Origin of the sequence: Flavobacterium sp. ALD4 (assembly GCF_002836475.1) — a bacterium.
In the GTDB taxonomy this organism is placed as follows: Bacteria; Bacteroidota; Bacteroidia; order Flavobacteriales; family Flavobacteriaceae; genus Flavobacterium.
The window spans coordinates 458,521-475,536 of sequence record NZ_PJBJ01000023.1 but is presented as its reverse complement, the minus strand read 5'-3'; the positions used below and the strand labels follow the sequence as shown (position 1 = coordinate 475,536).

General features: G+C 35.0%; 13 protein-coding genes. 3 read left to right on the top strand and 10 right to left on the bottom strand.

What is annotated here, in order from left to right:
- Positions 1-427: 427 nt before the first annotated feature.
- Complete coding sequence (locus CXF59_RS04490; protein WP_101136495.1) at positions 428-976, bottom strand: hypothetical protein; 549 nt, start codon at positions 974-976, stop codon at positions 428-430.
- Positions 977-1,338: 362 nt separating this feature from the next.
- On the opposite strand from CXF59_RS04490, the gene CXF59_RS04485 reads away from it, so the two are divergent.
- Complete coding sequence (locus CXF59_RS04485; RefSeq protein WP_157824517.1) at positions 1,339-1,740, top strand: hypothetical protein; 402 nt, start codon at positions 1,339-1,341, stop codon at positions 1,738-1,740.
- A gap of 113 nt (positions 1,741-1,853) precedes the next feature.
- Here the strand turns inward: CXF59_RS04485 and xerA are convergent, their stop codons facing one another.
- From xerA to truA, 4 genes are all read right to left on the bottom strand, one after another.
- Positions 1,854-2,897: a site-specific tyrosine recombinase/integron integrase gene (gene xerA, locus CXF59_RS04480; protein WP_101136493.1), complete on the bottom strand. Its 1,044-nt coding sequence runs from the start codon at positions 2,895-2,897 to the stop codon at positions 1,854-1,856.
- 276 nt (positions 2,898-3,173) lie between these two features.
- The gene (gene lpdA / locus CXF59_RS04475) at positions 3,174-4,562 is read right to left on the bottom strand and encodes a dihydrolipoyl dehydrogenase (protein WP_101136492.1); all 1,389 of its coding nucleotides are present in this window, start codon (positions 4,560-4,562) and stop codon (positions 3,174-3,176) included.
- Between the two features lie 406 nt (positions 4,563-4,968).
- Complete coding sequence (locus CXF59_RS04470) at positions 4,969-6,723, bottom strand: ABC transporter ATP-binding protein (RefSeq protein ID WP_101136491.1); 1,755 nt, start codon at positions 6,721-6,723, stop codon at positions 4,969-4,971.
- 175 nt (positions 6,724-6,898) lie between these two features.
- The gene (truA, locus tag CXF59_RS04465; RefSeq protein WP_101136490.1) at positions 6,899-7,639 is read right to left on the bottom strand and encodes a tRNA pseudouridine(38-40) synthase TruA; all 741 of its coding nucleotides are present in this window, start codon (positions 7,637-7,639) and stop codon (positions 6,899-6,901) included.
- Between the two features lie 337 nt (positions 7,640-7,976).
- On the opposite strand from truA, the gene CXF59_RS04460 reads away from it, so the two are divergent.
- A complete protein-coding gene (locus CXF59_RS04460; RefSeq protein WP_101136489.1) occupies positions 7,977-8,477 on the top strand; it encodes a metallophosphoesterase in 501 nt (166 codons plus the stop codon).
- Here the strand turns inward: CXF59_RS04460 and CXF59_RS04455 are convergent, their stop codons facing one another.
- From CXF59_RS04455 to CXF59_RS04445, 3 genes are all read right to left on the bottom strand, one after another.
- Entirely contained in the window at positions 8,478-10,070 is a 1,593-nt protein-coding gene (locus CXF59_RS04455) for a tetratricopeptide repeat-containing sensor histidine kinase (protein ID WP_232758645.1), read from the bottom strand.
- 193 nt (positions 10,071-10,263) lie between these two features.
- Positions 10,264-10,926, bottom strand: coding sequence for a response regulator transcription factor (locus tag CXF59_RS04450; protein WP_101136487.1), 663 nt, complete (start codon positions 10,924-10,926; stop codon positions 10,264-10,266).
- A 145-nt stretch (positions 10,927-11,071) separates the two neighbouring features.
- Positions 11,072-11,485, bottom strand: a complete 414-nt coding sequence (locus tag CXF59_RS04445; protein WP_101136486.1) for a DUF4293 domain-containing protein — start codon at positions 11,483-11,485, stop codon at positions 11,072-11,074.
- Between the two features lie 182 nt (positions 11,486-11,667).
- Here CXF59_RS04445 and rho point away from each other — a divergent pair, with 182 nt between their 5' ends.
- On the top strand, positions 11,668-13,410 hold the full coding sequence (gene rho / locus CXF59_RS04440; RefSeq protein ID WP_101136485.1) for a transcription termination factor Rho: 1,743 nt from the start codon (positions 11,668-11,670) through the stop codon (positions 13,408-13,410).
- Positions 13,411-13,590: 180 nt separating this feature from the next.
- Here rho and CXF59_RS04435 read toward each other — a convergent pair whose 3' ends face one another.
- Positions 13,591-14,850, bottom strand: a complete 1,260-nt coding sequence (locus CXF59_RS04435; protein WP_101136484.1) for an RsmB/NOP family class I SAM-dependent RNA methyltransferase — start codon at positions 14,848-14,850, stop codon at positions 13,591-13,593.
- A 139-nt stretch (positions 14,851-14,989) separates the two neighbouring features.
- The gene (locus CXF59_RS04430; protein WP_101136483.1) at positions 14,990-16,951 is read right to left on the bottom strand and encodes a KUP/HAK/KT family potassium transporter; all 1,962 of its coding nucleotides are present in this window, start codon (positions 16,949-16,951) and stop codon (positions 14,990-14,992) included.
- Positions 16,952-17,016: the final 65 nt, after the last annotated feature.

The window sequence follows — 17,016 nt, the reverse complement described above, 5'->3', positions numbered from 1 at the left end:
TTGCCACTTCGAGATGGCTGGAAGTTCGTAACCGCTCAGTTTTCAGACTTAAAGAAAACTTGATGCGAAACGGTAATTCCACTAAATTCCAGCTAGCTCAAAATGGCTGTTACTGACTGGTTATTTTATCGTAATTATAATGAAACTGCAAATTTTCACGTTTCTGTTGACAAAATCTAACTTTTACATTTTTGATTTTCAGTTCGTTATTTTCAACGTGTTATTTTCGATTTATAATTTCAGCCCAGAATTTTTCAAGTTACCGCTTTGAAATTTTAGGCAAAAAAAAATGCTTGTTTTATGATATTTTTATCTGTGTTCGGCATAACTACCCACTAAAGGTTTTTGTATATGATTAGTTACGTTGTTTACGCACCTAATTTGTTAAATACAAATGGCTTGTGCATTGGCTTTTGTTTAGTGTTAATTACAAAATTCTTATTTTAAAATATTGGTCGATAAATATTAATCCAGTAACAGCAATTAGTAATATCACGCTTGTTAAAATATGAAATTTCCATTTGAGATTGTATTTCCTCGATATTTTATAAACCATATAAAACAAAATTCCGCTCACAATTATTGGCAAAGTGAAAATTCCCAATTTCAAGTATACACTTATTCTACCTTCATCATTAAGCATTATGAAATTCATTAAGCTCGCTAAAAATCGCATAAAAAAAGCCGTGAATAAAAACGCATAGATGCATTTATTCCAGTTCCGAAATTTTAATAAAACATAGGCAACTAACCCTTGGATTATTGTTATAATTGGTCCTGCGGAGGATGAAATAATATTATGCAGATCTGTTGGATTTTTACCTTTTATTGTTGATGTTCCGTTTAATCGCATTATAGTTTCATATCCCAAAGATTCATTAGTCAGCCAATGTGCAAACTCGTGGATAATCCAAGTAATAAAGACAACGATTATTAATGTTAAAACATATTTTAATGTTATTTTTTGGTCAGTCATTTTCGGTTCGTATCTTTTACTTTTTATATTTTATTTTCGGCTTATAATTCTAAACAAAATTTTTCACGTTTCTGTTGGCAAAATCCAACTTTTACGTTTCGGACTTAAAACTTCAATTTTCAAGCCTCTGATTTGAATTTTCGGCGTAAACAAATTCTTGTTTGTTACTAGTTTCCATCTACGTAATTTTGGCATAACTAGACAGTAACGCAGAAACGCTAACCGATGTTCAGGAAAAGTAAGGACTGAACTTTCGGATGATGACTAGACTTACAAACACAAAACAGTAATTAAATTTAACCTAAAGCCTGAATAGCGGTTAACGTATGTTAGCATCTGGCTTTATTAACACAAACAAAATTATGAAAGCATTTGAAGAAATTAAAAAATTAAGAGAAAATGTATCTCAGATTAGAACATTATTTAATGTAAAAATACCAAAATGGGAAGAAAGTCGTAAAACATACGATAAAACAGGATATTCTTTTAACAGCGACGATAGGTTTTCTGCTTTTGGAAAAATAGAAATATGGTTTTCTTCTTGGATGGGTACTTATGGAGATAGCGGTTGTAGCGACCAATTAAGATTAGATAAAGATATATTTAAAAAACATTTCGTTTCTTACTTAAACCTTAATAGAAAAGAAATAATGTTTGCCATTGCTGATTCTATAGAAAAAGAAGCGAAGTCGCTAAAAGAAAAAGCAGAGGAGGAAGTTAAATCGCAACTTTCTGAACTTGCGGAACTAGACGATGTGGGTTAAGCTTAATGCTAACTTGTATATAGGCGAAATAAAACTTCGCCAATCTACCCTTTTTTGGCTGTATATACGAAGTTTTGTTTCGTTTTGTCCAATCAAATATATTACTTTATTTCTTACAAATCATCAAACGGACTTTTTATTTGTTGCAGGCTTTTCGTACTAACGTGAGTGTATATTTCAGTAGTTTTACTGCTGTTATGTCCTAATAATTCTTGAATATAGCGCAAATCAGTGCCGCTTTCTAGTAGATGAGTTGCATAACTATGCCGCAACCAATGTAAAGTGACAGGCTTTGTAATTCCTGTTTTTTGTAATGCTTGTTTTATTATTAGCTGTAAACTTCGAGCATCATATTGCAGGCCGGTTGTTCGACCTTCAAATAAGTAAACCGTGGGTTTGTATACTTTATAATAATCACGCAGCATTTCTAATATCTTTGGACTTAAGGGCACAATCCTATCCTTTTTTCCTTTGGAGTTTTTGAGTAATACTATGTTCCTTTTTGAGTCGATATGAACAGGCTCAAGTGCCAGCAATTCGCCACAACGCAACCCACAGGAATAAATCAACGAAAGCATCATTTTGTGTTTGATGTTGCTGTGAGCATCCAAGATCAACTTTATTTCTTCTTTGCTCAAAACGTTTGGTAAAACTTTGGCTCGTTTGGGACGGTGAATCTTGTCAATATTGATTTTTGTTGCTCTGACTGTCATAAAAAACAGCTTTATAGCATTGACAACTTGATTCTGAAACGAAGCCGAAAGCTTGTTCTTCAATATATAGTCGTTATTGTATATAATCACATCTTCATTTGTGATTTCGGCAACTGGTTTTTCACGATAGAAAACAAGAAAAGATTTCAAGGCATCGCTATAAGTTGCAATAGTGCTTTCGCTATAGCGTCTGGATCGCATCCATTGCTTGAATTTCTCTATTTGCGCTATTCCTTCATCTGAGGGCAAGGAGTGGGAGAGTGGCATTATGTTGAAACGTTCTCTGTTTTCTATAGTGTCAGGAATATGCCACAGTACTTTTTGTTGGCTCCATCTTGCTCCGTCTATTTGTTTGATACGTGCAATTAGGTCGGCATTTTTTTCAAAATAGACGGCTATGCGTTTTTCCGTTTTGTGTACGATGGGTTTGGCGGTCCAGTTCATATTGTGCTGATTTCTTGGTACTAAAGATAAGAAAAAGAGAGTATGAAAAGTGAGTGGTGAAAATATAAGTGATTTGCGGTGCTCGCGTGAAGGATAGCAGTGGAAATCCTTTTATGTAACGTAGTGAAATAAAAGATTGCAACGTACAGCCTGACGCTGCTGCAACGGAGTGGAAGCTGGGGCACGCCCATAAAAAAATCCGACTTGCTTTCACAAATCGGATTGATGTAATTACTGTAAAGATGTACTTCAGAGCGTCTTTACATGTTGATTGTTTTACAAGTGTATCACTTCGCCATAAGCATCAGCAACCGCTTCCATCACAGCTTCACTCATGGTAGGGTGGGGGTGAATCGATTTTAGGATTTCGTGTCCTGTAGTTTCCAGTTTACGGGCTACAATTGCCTCAGCAATCATATCTGTAACTCCGGCACCTATCATGTGACATCCTAACCATTCACCATATTTAGCATCAAAAATTACTTTTACAAAACCATCTGGTGTTCCAGAAGTCTTTGCTTTTCCTGATGCAGAGAACGGAAATTTACCAATTTTTAATTCGTATCCTTTTTCTCTCGCTTGTTTTTCAGTTAAACCAACAGACGCAATTTCTGGAGTAGCATACGTACAACCTGGTACATTTCCATAATCGATAGGCTCTACATGTATTCCCGCAATTTTCTCAACGCAGTTGATTCCTTCAGCAGAAGCGACGTGAGCTAATGACTGTCCTGGCGTAACATCACCGATTGCGTAGTAGCCTGGTATGTTTGTTTTGTAATACTCATTTACAAGAATCTTATCTTTATCTGTAGCAATTCCTACTTCTTCTAGACCAATATTTTCAATATTAGTTTTGATTCCAACAGCAGAAAGCAGCATGTCCGCTTCTAGGATTACTTCTCCTTTGGCTGTTTTTACAAATGCTTTTACTCCTTTTCCTGAAGTATCAATTTTCTCAACAGAAGAGTTGGTCATAATTTTTACTCCCGCTTTTTTCATGGAACGCTCCATTTGTTTCGAAATATCTTCGTCTTCAATAGGAACAATGTTTGGCATATATTCAACAACTGTGACTTCTGTTCCCATTGCATTATAAAAATGTGCAAACTCAACACCTATGGCTCCAGAACCTACAATAATCATTGATTTTGGTTGACTTGGTAGGGTCATCGCTTTACGGTAACCAATTACTTTTTCACCATCTTGTGGTAGGTTAGGTAATTCACGGGAGCGAGCTCCAGTAGCAATTATAATATGGTCTGCGCTGTATTCTGTAACTTTATTGTTTTCGTCAGTAACATCTAGTTTTTTTCCAGGTTTTAATTTTCCAACACCAATAATTACGTCGATTTTATTTTTTTTCATCAAGAACTGAACTCCTTTGCTCATGTCTGCAGCGATTGTTCTACTGCGTTGTACTACTGCAGGGAAATCTTTGTCAAATGAGGAAACAGTCAACCCATAATCAGAAGCGTGTTTTAGATAATCAAAAACCTGAGCTGATTTTAGTAATGCTTTGGTTGGGATACAGCCCCAGTTCAAGCAAACACCACCTAAGCTTTCTTTTTCAATCACAGCTACTTTAAAGCCTAATTGCGATGCTCTAATAGCACTAACATATCCGCCTGGTCCACTTCCTAAAACAATGATATCGTATTTCATTTTTACAAGTTTTTCTAAATTAATTGATTGTGCGAATTTAAGGATTTATTCTGTTTTGGGAAACATTAGGAGTAACAAAGTTTTAAAGTTTGAAAAAGTTATGCTTAGGTGGTGTTTGAGAAAAGGATAGTGGGGTAAAACAAGGGGGTGAAGCTAGGTAAAAGTGAGAATGGAAAAGTGAGAAGGGAAAGGTGAGTAGTGAATCGTGAGTAGTGAGAAGTGAATTATGAAAAGTCAATGAACCAGTACTAATCCTCAATCAGTTTTAAATATTTATATAAAAAAGGGTTCAACTTTAAGTAAAAAGCTAAACCCTTCTGTTCTTTAATTTATAATCTTTTACGATGATTTTAAATATAAGTTAATTACTTCTCATAATTCAAAACCCATCACTCAACACCCTAAACTAATTAGCGACTGAAAATTGAGAATCATACAGATTCTTATAATAGCCGTTTTCTTTATTGATTAGTTCTTGATGTGTTCCTTGTTCCACAATTAATCCCTTGTTCATGACTACAATTTTATCAGCATTGATAATGGTTGCCAGTCTGTGGGCAATCACAATCGAGGTTCTTCCTTGGGTTATGGTTTCGGTGGCACGTTGAATCAATTCTTCAGAATACGAGTCAATCGAAGATGTCGCTTCATCCAGAATAAGAATACTCGGGTTGCTGACATAGGCTCTCAAGAAAGCAATCAATTGACGTTGTCCGGAAGACAGCATAACGCCACGTTCCTTTACATCAAAGTCATAGTTATCCGGCAAATTCATGATAAAGTCATGCACCCCAATTTCCTTGGCGGCAGCCAAAACATCTTCTCTTGTGATCTTAGGGTTGTTTAATGTAATGTTGTTGAAAATGGTATCCGCAAATAGGAATACATCTTGTAGTACTACCGCGATTTGCTGACGCAGTGAACCCAAGGTGTAGTTTTCAATATTTTCGTTGTCGATGCAAATGGTACCGCTATCAATCTCGTAAAAACGGTTCAACAAATTGATAATAGTAGATTTTCCAGCACCTGTAGATCCCACAATCGCGATAGTGTCTCCCGCATTTACATTTAAATCGATTCCTTTTATCACCTCTTCATCAGGGATGTAGCTGAAATGTACGTCTTTGAAATGAAGATCTCCACGGAAAAGGGGTGCTTCAACTTTTCCTGTATCCTGAATCTGGTCTTCGGTATCGATAATGGCAAAAACACGGTTGGCGGCAATCATTCCTAACTGCATCTCATTGAATTTATCAGCGATCTGGCGTAATGGATTAAATAACATCGCTATAAACATGGTATAGGAAAATAAATCTCCAAAAGTGGTAAAATTATCACCATTCAGAATCTTGATTCCGCCATAAAAGATAATAAAACCAAGGGTCAGCGAGGAGATGATATCGGCAATGGGAAAGAAAATGGAGTTGTAAAGGATTGTTTTGATCCACGCTTTTTTATGCTTATCGTTGATTTCTTTGAATTTTTCGGCTTCAGTTTCTTCTCTGTTAAACAACTGTAAAATCTTTATTCCAGTCACGCGTTCTTGCACAAAGGAATTCATGTTTGAAATTTGGTTTCTAACATCCTCAAAAGCCACTTGCATCTTGCGTTGAAATATTCGGGTGATAAATACTAAAACAGGCATTGCAACAATCACAATCCAAGTCAGTTGCCAGTTCATGTAGAACATGAAGCACAGTACGACTACCATTTTCATTAAGTCACTGATGATCATAAACAGTCCCTGGCTGAAAATACGCGCAATAGACTCAATATCTGATACGGACCGGGTTACCAGTTGACCTACTGGTACCAGGTCAAAATATTTCATCCTAAAACTTAGTATATGTTTGAATAATTTGATTCGAATGTCTTTCACGATGTCTTGTCCCAACCAGTTTGCCCAAAAAACAAAGTAAAACTGGGAGAATACTTCACACAATAGCACAACACCCATCAAGGTGATATAGAATAATAAGCCTTTGGCATCCTGCGTTTGGATGTATCCGTCTACGGTTTGCTTCAGTAAATACGGGCGCAATGCTGCAAATACAGATAAGGATATGGCAAACACAATTACGCCGTTAAAACGCCATTGATACGGTTTAGTATATTGTAATATTCGTTTGAATAATCGGGTGTCGAATGCTTTTGCTTTCATTTTTTTTAAGCTGAATTTAGTTCAGTTTTTTTAGGAGCTTAATCCTGCTGTTCATTACAATCTTGACCGCCGAACCCCGGCGCTCAAGGATTTCCATTGCCATCAGGGCTATGGATGTATTTATTTTAAAGTCCTAGGTGCTAAGTATTAATCTCTATGTACTAAGGATTTTCTATTATGAGCTAATATAATCGTATTCTATTTCAGTCAGATACAAACCATGTGCTGGTACTGAAAACCCAGCTTTATCTCTATTTTTATTTACTATAATGGTATTAAAATCATCAAGTGTAATCTTATTAAGTCCTACGTTCACAAGCGTTCCCACAATAGAACGGACCATGTTTCTCAAAAAACGATTAGCCGAAATCGTAAAAACGAGCTGGTTGCTATTTTGTTTCCAACTGGCTTCAAAAATCGTGCAATCAAAAGTGTTTACATCCGTGTTTACCTTGGAGAAACATTGAAAATCAATATGGTTAAACAGCAGTTTCGCTGCTTCATTCATCAATACAACATCTAATTTTTGATGAAAGTACCAACTTTGCTCTTGCAAAAATGGATCCTTAAAAATATTGATGTGGTATTCATAAGTTCTCTTTAAAGCATCAAAACGGGCATGGGCTTCATCTGGAACTGCGATAATATCATAAACCGCAATGTCTTTCGGTAAAAAAGAATTGAGTTTATGAACCAAAGTTGGAGTATCAAAAGGGGTTTCAAAATCAAAATGGGCATACATTTCCTTAGCATGAACACCAGTATCTGTGCGTCCGGCTCCCATAATGCTGATTTCTGAGTTGAGCAACGTAGAAACAGCCTTGTTCATCGTTTCTTGAACTGACGAGGCATTCGGTTGGTATTGCCAGCCGTGATAAAGGGTTCCGTTATATGCTAATTTTATAAAATACCTCATTTGAACTTTCAGATTTCCCTCTCTTATATGTCAGAATCAAATTGAACTGAAGGAAATCGCGTTTACACATTTAAAATAGCAAAGATACTTATTTAATTTTTTTCAAGTAGAGGCAAAGGCATATTGTTTTTGGGCTGAAACTTATTTTTTATTTGGAATCGGAATGTCTAATTTTGCCAAAAGTCCTAGCCTAGATAACAATGAATAGCCTTTATGTTTTTTTTTAAATATAAAGAATGAAATGAATAGTTTGATAGCGCTCCTTAAAAAATAATATCTAAGGTTGTTTCCTCCGGTCGTAGGCTCGGTTCACTAACACCTAAAAAAACATATAATTTTGAGTAAAAAAATCCTATTGCTTTCTGATACACACAGTCATATTGACGATACCATATTAAAGTACGTCGCTTTGGCTGACGAGGTTTGGCATGCCGGTGATATTGGAGATTTAGCCGTAACCGATACTTTAAAAAAAGTAAAGCCGTTGCGTGCGGTTTATGGGAACATAGATGACGCCACAGCGCGTTTAGAGTTTCCGTTGCACAATCGTTTTATGTGTGAAGGGGTCGATGTCTGGATTACGCATATTGGTGGTTATCCGGGGAAGTATAGTTCTGCTATTAAAGCAGAGATGGCTGCAAATCCACCCAAATTATTTATTTGTGGGCATTCACATATTTTGAAGGTGATATTCGATAAGAAACACGATTTACTTCATATGAACCCCGGCGCTTGCGGTAAAAGCGGATTTCATCAGGTTCGCACTATGCTGCGTTTTGTGATTGAGGGCGACAAAATAAAAGATTTAGAAATTATCGAAATTGAAAAACGCGTATAACTACGCCGTATGCGAAATAGGTACTTTTATATGTATTGATGTCCCAGAATTTAGCTTGGACTGTACAACTAGTTGTCCTTTCATATTGTTTATTCGGGCATATATTTGATTCAGTCCGAAGCCTTCAATAGTATTATATTCACTGGTGTCGAAGCCCGCTCCATTATCCCATACGTGAATCAGTAATTGATCTTCTACTTCCTGTAAACTAAGCGTTGTGTTTTCGGCGCCACTATGTTTAATGACGTTATTGAGCAGTTCCATTACTATAAAGTACATTTTCATTTCGAATTCACTATTGTAACGTGTTTTTTCATCTATGTTGCTTGAGTATTCAAAGTGAATATGGGAATTTGAGTTTTTCTCGCACAAATCATTAAGAGCATAAAACAGTCCGAAACGAGATAATAGTGATGGTAAAAGTTCATGGGACAAATCTCGCACCTTGTCATGCGCTTCTTTTAAAATGGCTTTTGTTTTTCCTATTTCTTCTGACTCTATCTGATTTTTCGAGCTAAAGACGCTCAAATGTAAACCAGCAGATGAAAGTAAAGCGCTTATGTTATCATGCAAGAAATTCGCAATTTTTTTTCGTTCCATTTCCTGACCATCGACAGAGGCATTGATAATATTTTCCTGAATTTTGCTCTGTATGTCTTTGAGTTTGTTTTTTTGTTTCAGTTTCGTGTTTTGAAAGAAAAAGTAGAAAAGGATAATGATTAAGAGTAATAATGAGATAATAATAACGCTTATTTGTTTGTTTTTGGACTGCGTTTCTAAAAGCACCTGTTGTTTCGTTTTGTATTTTGTTTCGATAACATCGACCTCTCTTTTATATTCATCTAATTCTAGATTAATTCCGGCAACGTTAATTTTTTTTAATTTTTCTTCAGAATTAAGTTCTGTAGTGATAGCATTATAGGCTGCTAAATGTTGATATGCTTTTTTATAATCGCCATTTTTTAATAAAAACTTGGAGTATTCTTGATGTGTAAATGATAAGTCTGATTTTTCATCTCCTTTATTTCCTTGTTTGATGGCGGTTTCAAAGAATAAAGTAGCTTTTTTAGGTTCATTTTTGTAGCAGTGATACATCCCATTAAGCATGTTTAAGGCAACGATAGTCGATTCATCGCCAAATTGTGGGTGGTATTTATTAATAAAGTTGAGATAGGGTAACCCTTTATTAAACTTAGCAATATCAAAGTAAGCCCAAGCTATGTTTAGTTTTGTTAAAACAATTTGGGTAGTATCATGTGTTTTCGTGCTGTATTCTAATGATTTTTTATAATATTGAATCCCTCTTTCGTACTCCTTTTTATCAAAACAATAGATGTTTCCTAAGTTGTTATAGAGCCAGTTTTTTAGTTTGTCGTTGGTGGTTCTGTTTGCATACACAAGTCCTTTTTGATAGTAGAAGAAAGCTTTGTCAGTTTCACTTAGTTCATCAAAGGTTGCTGCAATTGTATTATAACAAGTAGCGATGCTATTGCCGTCTTTGATTGCAATTGCAAATTTTAAAGCAATTCTTGATTTTATTAAAGATTTTTCAAATTTACCCGCCTTCATGAGATTGGTAGCTTCCTTTATCATTTCTGAAATTTCTTTTTTGGAAGGTATTTGGTTTTGAGAAAATATAGGGTTGCAAAAAAGAGTTAACGAGAACAACAATAACAAGAATCGGATTTTAAACATAGAAGAGGGTAGCTGTTAGTGTCTTTTTTAATTTTTAAAGCGAATGATCAGGAACGATTTTCCATTGAGCCGGATAAGGATATTTTTAGGCTTATGATTTAATCAATTTATTTTTTATAGCAAATTTAACCAAACTGATGGTGTTCTTTGCTTTTAGCTTTTTCATGATATTTTTACGGTGCGTTTCTACGGTGTTAGTGCTGATAAACAATTTTTCACTGATCTCTTTCCCGCTATGTTCTAATGCAATTAAAATGATGATTTCAACTTCTCTGCCGGTTAAGATGGAATTTATGATAGAGTTTTGCTTATTTAATTTTGAATTGTCTTTTGTAGCGGTAGTAAATATTTTTTCTCTGACCGTATTGCAGAAATATTCTTCTCCGTTAGTTACAGCCAGAATCGCTTCCACAATATTTTCTCCGGCACATTGTTTTGTTAAATAACCACTCACTCCTAATTTCATGACTTCCTGGATAATCTTTAAGTCATCATAACTAGAAAGGATAATGACCCTGCAGGGGTATCCTTTTTTGGCGAACTCTTTAATTACCGCTATTCCGTCTTTTTTTGGCATACTAATGTCAAGAATAAGAATGTTTGCCTTATTGTTTGTCACATCATCATAAAGAGTGTTGCCGTCTAAGGAAAACCCGACCACCTCAAAATTGGAGACCGTATTTAACAACGTGCGCATACCGTCTATCAGTACTTGATGGTCATCTGCAAGGTGTATTCGTATTTTGTCTTTCATGGTGTGGTGTGTTAGATCAAAATTATAAAAAAAAAGGACAATAATAGTTTTAAACCGTTTTATTGTCTTGTCCTCACTGATAAACATAAAAAAACCCGAATTTTCATTCGGGTTCCCTTCGCACTAATAAACTAATGTTATGGGTTTATCTCAATCTGTCCACAGATTTGACAAGATCTTCATCCTTTTTGATGGCCTTATTAGCTAAAACTAATAATACGATAGCAACAATAGGTAGAAACATCCCAATACCTTTCTCAGAAACAAGAACTGTTTCTCCAGATACGTTTAGTGAACGATAAACAAACAATCCCAATAAAATTAAATTTAAAATTATGTTCAATCTGCCGATGACAAATTGATTCTGTCTTTTTTTATAGGAAACAACACTCACTACGGTAAGCGTCGTACTCAAACCCAAAAGAATAACATAAACCTGATTTTGCATAAAAAAATAATCATGTCCGTCGTTCATTGTCCATAGCGGAAATAAAAAAGGCAGGATTCCTGTCACTACAAAAGCAAGAAATAAATATATCGTCTGAATTCTGTGTATCATTTTATCAAATTTGTGTCACAAAAATATATTTTCTTTTTTAAAAATACTATTGTATCATTAAATTTTATTCGTATTATTGCATAAGAGTACCGTAAGCACTTCATACTGCGGTCAATTCATTATAAATAATTACTACCTATCTTTTTAGTATTATCCAAATTAATTAAACCAATAGAACATTCATGTTTGATATTTCTGCATTAAAAGAAATGAAGCTTTCTGAGCTTCAAGCTATAGCTAAAGCAGCTAAAACCATAAAGTTTAACGGTGTAAAAAAGGAGACCTTAATTGGTCAGATTTTAGAGCATCAAACGACTAAAGTTGAGCCAACTTTAGATTTAAAAACGGAATCCTTTGTTGAGGATGATAAGCCTAAAAGGGCTCGTATCGTTCCCGTTAAAAAGGCAGCCATTCAAAAAGCTAAAATCAGTCCTATTTACAATAATGAAGACTCTTACATGGATACAGATCTGCAAGCGAAGGTAGAGGTTCCTGCTGAAGTAAGTTCTCAAGTCGAAGCGGTGAATGAAGTGGAATCAGAAAATGAATCATCAGTAGCAGAGAAAAAAGTAGGTAAGATTATTAAGTTTAATAAATCAGCTTACGAAAAGAAAGTTGCTTTAAAAAAGGATAAGGAAGTCGCAAAAGAATCAGTCAAAGAAAATGAAGAGGCTGTCGCGAGTGATTCTACTGCAACCCAAGAAGTAGTAGTTGCTGTAAAAAAAGTAAATCCAAATCAGTTAAATAAGCAAAATCAAAACCCAAATTTTAAAAGTAAGAAAAGTAATTTTAGGGATTCTGATTTTGAATTTGACGGAATAATAGAAAGTGAAGGTGTTCTTGAAATGATGGCCGATGGTTATGGTTTCCTGCGCTCTTCTGATTATAATTACCTTGCGTCACCGGATGATATTTATTTATCAACATCCCAAGTCAGATTATTTGGACTTAAAACCGGAGACACTGTTAAAGGTGTGGTGCGTCCTCCTAAAGAAGGAGAGAAGTTTTTCCCATTAGTAAAAGTGTTAAAAATAAACGGACATGATCCTCAGGTTGTTCGTGATAGAGTTTCATTCGAGCATTTAACGCCTGTTTTTCCATCAGAAAAATTTAATTTGGCAGCAAGACAAAGTACTATTTCAACGCGAATTATTGATTTGTTTTCTCCAATAGGAAAAGGACAACGTGGTATGATTGTCGCTCAGCCAAAAACGGGTAAAACCATGTTGCTGAAAGAAATTGCTAATGCAATTGCCGCTAATCATCCTGAAGTTTATCTTATTGTTTTATTGATAGACGAGCGTCCGGAAGAAGTTACAGATATGCAACGTAGCGTGCGTGGAGAAGTGATTGCTTCTACTTTTGACAGAGAACCTCAGGAACATGTTAAAATTGCTAATATCGTTCTTGAAAAAGCAAAAAGATTAGTGGAATGTGGTCATGATGTAGTGATTCTTTTAGATTCAATTACGCGATTGGCTAGAGCATATAATACGGTACAACCGGCATCAGGTAAAGTATTGAGTGGTGGTGTAGATGCTAATGCGCTACAAAAACCTAAACGATTCTTTGGAGCTGCCCGTAATGTTGAAAATGGTGGGTCTTTGAGTATTATTGCAACTGCATTGACGGAAACTGGTTCGAAAATGGATGAAGTGATTTTTGAAGAATTCAAAGGTACTGGTAATATGGAACTACAATTGGATAGAAAAATTGCTAATAAACGTATCTTCCCTGCGATTGATTTGACATCATCGAGTACAAGACGTGATGATTTATTATTGGATCAACAAACCTTACAGAGAATGTGGATTATGAGAAAATACTTGGCAGATATGAATCCTGTTGAAGCCATGAGTTTTATAAACGACCGTTTCAGAAAAACTAAAAATAATGAAGAGTTTTTAATCTCTATGAATGATTAAAAAATCAAATTTTAAAAAAATTATATTCCAAAATCCAACTGAAAAAGTTCAATTTTGTAAATCATAAAAAAACTCCAATTTCAAATTTGAAATTGGAGTTTTTTATTTAATCACATTGTTATAAGTGGAATTTGGATTTTTTTTAACTCTATGGGAGTTTTAAATCTGTTTTCTATGTTCTTATTTTACTTCTTCTACTTCTTTAATTTCTTTTACTTTTATTTCTTCTTCTTTTCTTTCTAACAATGCCATATAGAAACCGTCAAAACCTGATTCTGAAGCTAGAATCTTTTGGTCTTTAACAAAATTGAATTCTTTTCCAATGTCGGTAGTCAGGAAATGAGCAATTTGCTCTTGATTTTCAGAAGGTAATATAGAGCAAGTAGCGTAAACCAATTTTCCTCCTGGTTTTACAATTTTAGAATAACTTTCTAAGACTTCTGCCTGTATCTTACGCATGTTATCGATAAACTCAGGTTTCAATTTCCACTTTGCGTCAGGATTTCTTTTTAGAACCCCTAAACCACTACATGGAGCATCGATTAGAACACGATCTGCTTTCTGATGCAGTTTCTTAATTACTTTTGTAGAATCGATAATGCGGTATTCGATATTAAATGCCCCATCTCTTTTAGCTCTTATTTTTAATTGCTTTAATTTACTTTCATATAAATCCATAGCAATCAATAGCCCTTTGTTTTCCATCAAAGCTGCCATATGCAATGTTTTACCACCTGCACCTGCACAAGTATCAACTACACGCATTCCTGGCTTAACATCAAGAAAAGCGGCAACCAGTTGTGAATTGGCATCTTGAACTTCAAAAAAACCTTGTTTGAAAGCATCTGTCATAAAGACATTGGCTCTTTCCTTTAAAACTAAAGCATCAGGTTGACTTTTTAAATAATCTGTTTCGATATTTAAATCCATTAGGATTGCTCTCAAAACCTCTTTGGTAGTTTTAAGTGTGTTTACTCTAAGGACTACTTTTGCAGGTTGGTTTTGAGCCGTTATTTCTGCAGCCCATACCTTTTCTCCTAATTCTTTTACTCCCAATTCGTCCATCCAATCCGGAATAGATTCTTTTAAGGCTCTTACTTTTGATAATTCATCAAAGCGTCCTTTTATTTTTCTTTCAGGAGTTCCCTCCATTTGGCGCCAATCCGGAATAGGATAGCCTCTTAAAACGGCCCATACAGCAAACATTCTCCAAAGATTGTCTCTGTCGAAAGGTTCCTTTACTTCTGCAATTTCAGCATATAATCTTTTCCATCGTACTACTTCATAGATGGTTTCGGCAACAAATTTTCTATCAGAGCTTCCCCAACGTTTGTCTTTTTTTAAGGCTCTTGCAACCACTTTATCTGCATATTCCCCTTCGTTAAATATTGCATTTAGGGAATCAATGGTGGTATAAACTAAATTTCTGTGTAATCTCATTTTAAATAATTGAGGTGCAAAGGTAGTATTAATTGATCAAAAGTTAAATTTTAAATAATGAATGTTGGTTTTATATTTTTTTTATAAAAAAAAACACCGCTATTAAAGCGGTGTTTTTGAAATTTTCAGTAGAGAATGATTATTTAACTCGCGTTAAACCTATGTTTTGAGGAGCATGTAGCACCATAGGGAATTTCTCTATTTTCACAGAACTGCTGTCAAGTCCAAATGCTCGTTCTTCAGATAAACTTAGTTTCTTGATAAAGAAGTAGGAGTTCATGATTATTTTTTCATGCCACCTTAAATCACTGTCATTTGAAAGAAACTTTTCAGACAGCACAAATTTGAAATCACCTATTATATTGTTTTTGCTTAAAGATTCATACCTGCTGGTAATATCTACCTCTCCTTTTTTTACCATATCCCTGATTACTTCCCTAAACATCAGGTTTATTTTAGTAGGTTCTCTAAATCCTAAATTAAAGTCTACACGATATAAATCATCTTTAATGATTTCAGTTACTTTATATTCGGTTTTGTAAGGTTCGGATAATATGTTGACATGAACAAACCAATATATATCCGCTCTTTTTGGTCGTTTTTGTAAAATGGAATACATCACTTTTTCTTCAATTTCGTCCACACGATTTGCATTAGTCATATAAACTAGGTGGGTGGCGTATTTTGGAATTGAAAGGTCAGCGCCTAATTCTGTCAATACTTTTTTATAATCTTCAATTTTTACAATTTTCGTGTAACTTTTATTGATTTTCTTAGCTAAATACCAGATGGTCATAATCGAGATTAAAGCGAGGGCAATGATCAATGTTACGTAACCGCCTTCAGAAAATTTCGTGATATTTGCTACTAAAAAACTGAATTCAATCAATAGGTAAGTGGATATTATAGGTATGATAATATATAACTTCACTCTTTTCATGATTAAGTAGAAATTGAGTAAAATAGTGGTCATTATCATGCATAAAATTATGGCTAGGCCATAGGCATGTTCCATATTTCCCGATTCCTCAAAATGCAATACTATGCCAACACATCCAACAAATAACAACCAGTTGATGGAAGGAATGTATAATTGCCCTTTCAGTTCGGTGGGGTATTCTATTTTTACTTTTGGCCAAAAATTTAATCGCATCGCTTCATTTATCAATGTAAAGGAGCCACTAATAAGTGCCTGAGAGGCTATAACCGCAGCAAGTGTAGCAATTACAATTCCCACAGGCTGAAACCAGTCTGCCATGATCAAATAAAACGGATTGCCATTTGGTCCTCCCAAGGTTGTCAAGGATTCCCCTTCATGATGGATTAAATAGGCTGCTTGTCCAAAATAATTTAATACCAAAGTGGTTTTTACAAAAATCCAACTGATTCGAATGTTTTTTCGTCCACAGTGCCCCATGTCCGAATACAATGCTTCGGCTCCAGTCGTACATAAAAATACAAAACCCAACACGAAAAAACCATCCGGATGTATCGATAATAGATGATAGGCATAGTACGGGTTAAATGCTTTGAAAACTTCAGGATGTTTTGCGACTTGTATTAAGCCAAGGATGCCAAGCATACTAAACCAAATAAGCATCATAGGTGCAAAAAACTTCCCAACTAATTTTGTCCCGAACTGCTGGATGCTAAACAGCACGAATAGTATGCCGATGACAATAGGGATTGTGTTTATTTGAGGGTAATAGGTTCTAATTCCTTCTACTGCTGACGAAACAGAAATAGGAGGAGTTATGATTCCGTCTGCAAGCAATGCGCTACCCCCAATAATGGCGGGTACTATTAACCATTTAATTTTCGTTTTTTTGACTAAGGCATATAAAGCAAAGATTCCGCCCTCACCATGATTGTCTGCGCTTAAAGTAATGATGACGTATTTGATGGTAGTCTGTAGGGTAAGAGTCCAAAAGACAGCTGAAATTCCCCCTAAAACGATATCTGCATTAATTATACTTTCACCAAGAATGGCTTTCATAACATATAAAGGGGATGTTCCAATATCGCCATATATTATTCCCAATGTAATCAGTAATCCGCCTAATGATAATTTTGAATGTAGGTTTTTATGCGATGTGCTCATGTAGTACTTTTAAAAAACTTGTCAAATTTACTCTTTTTAAATAAAGTAAGCTTGTTTATTTTGAA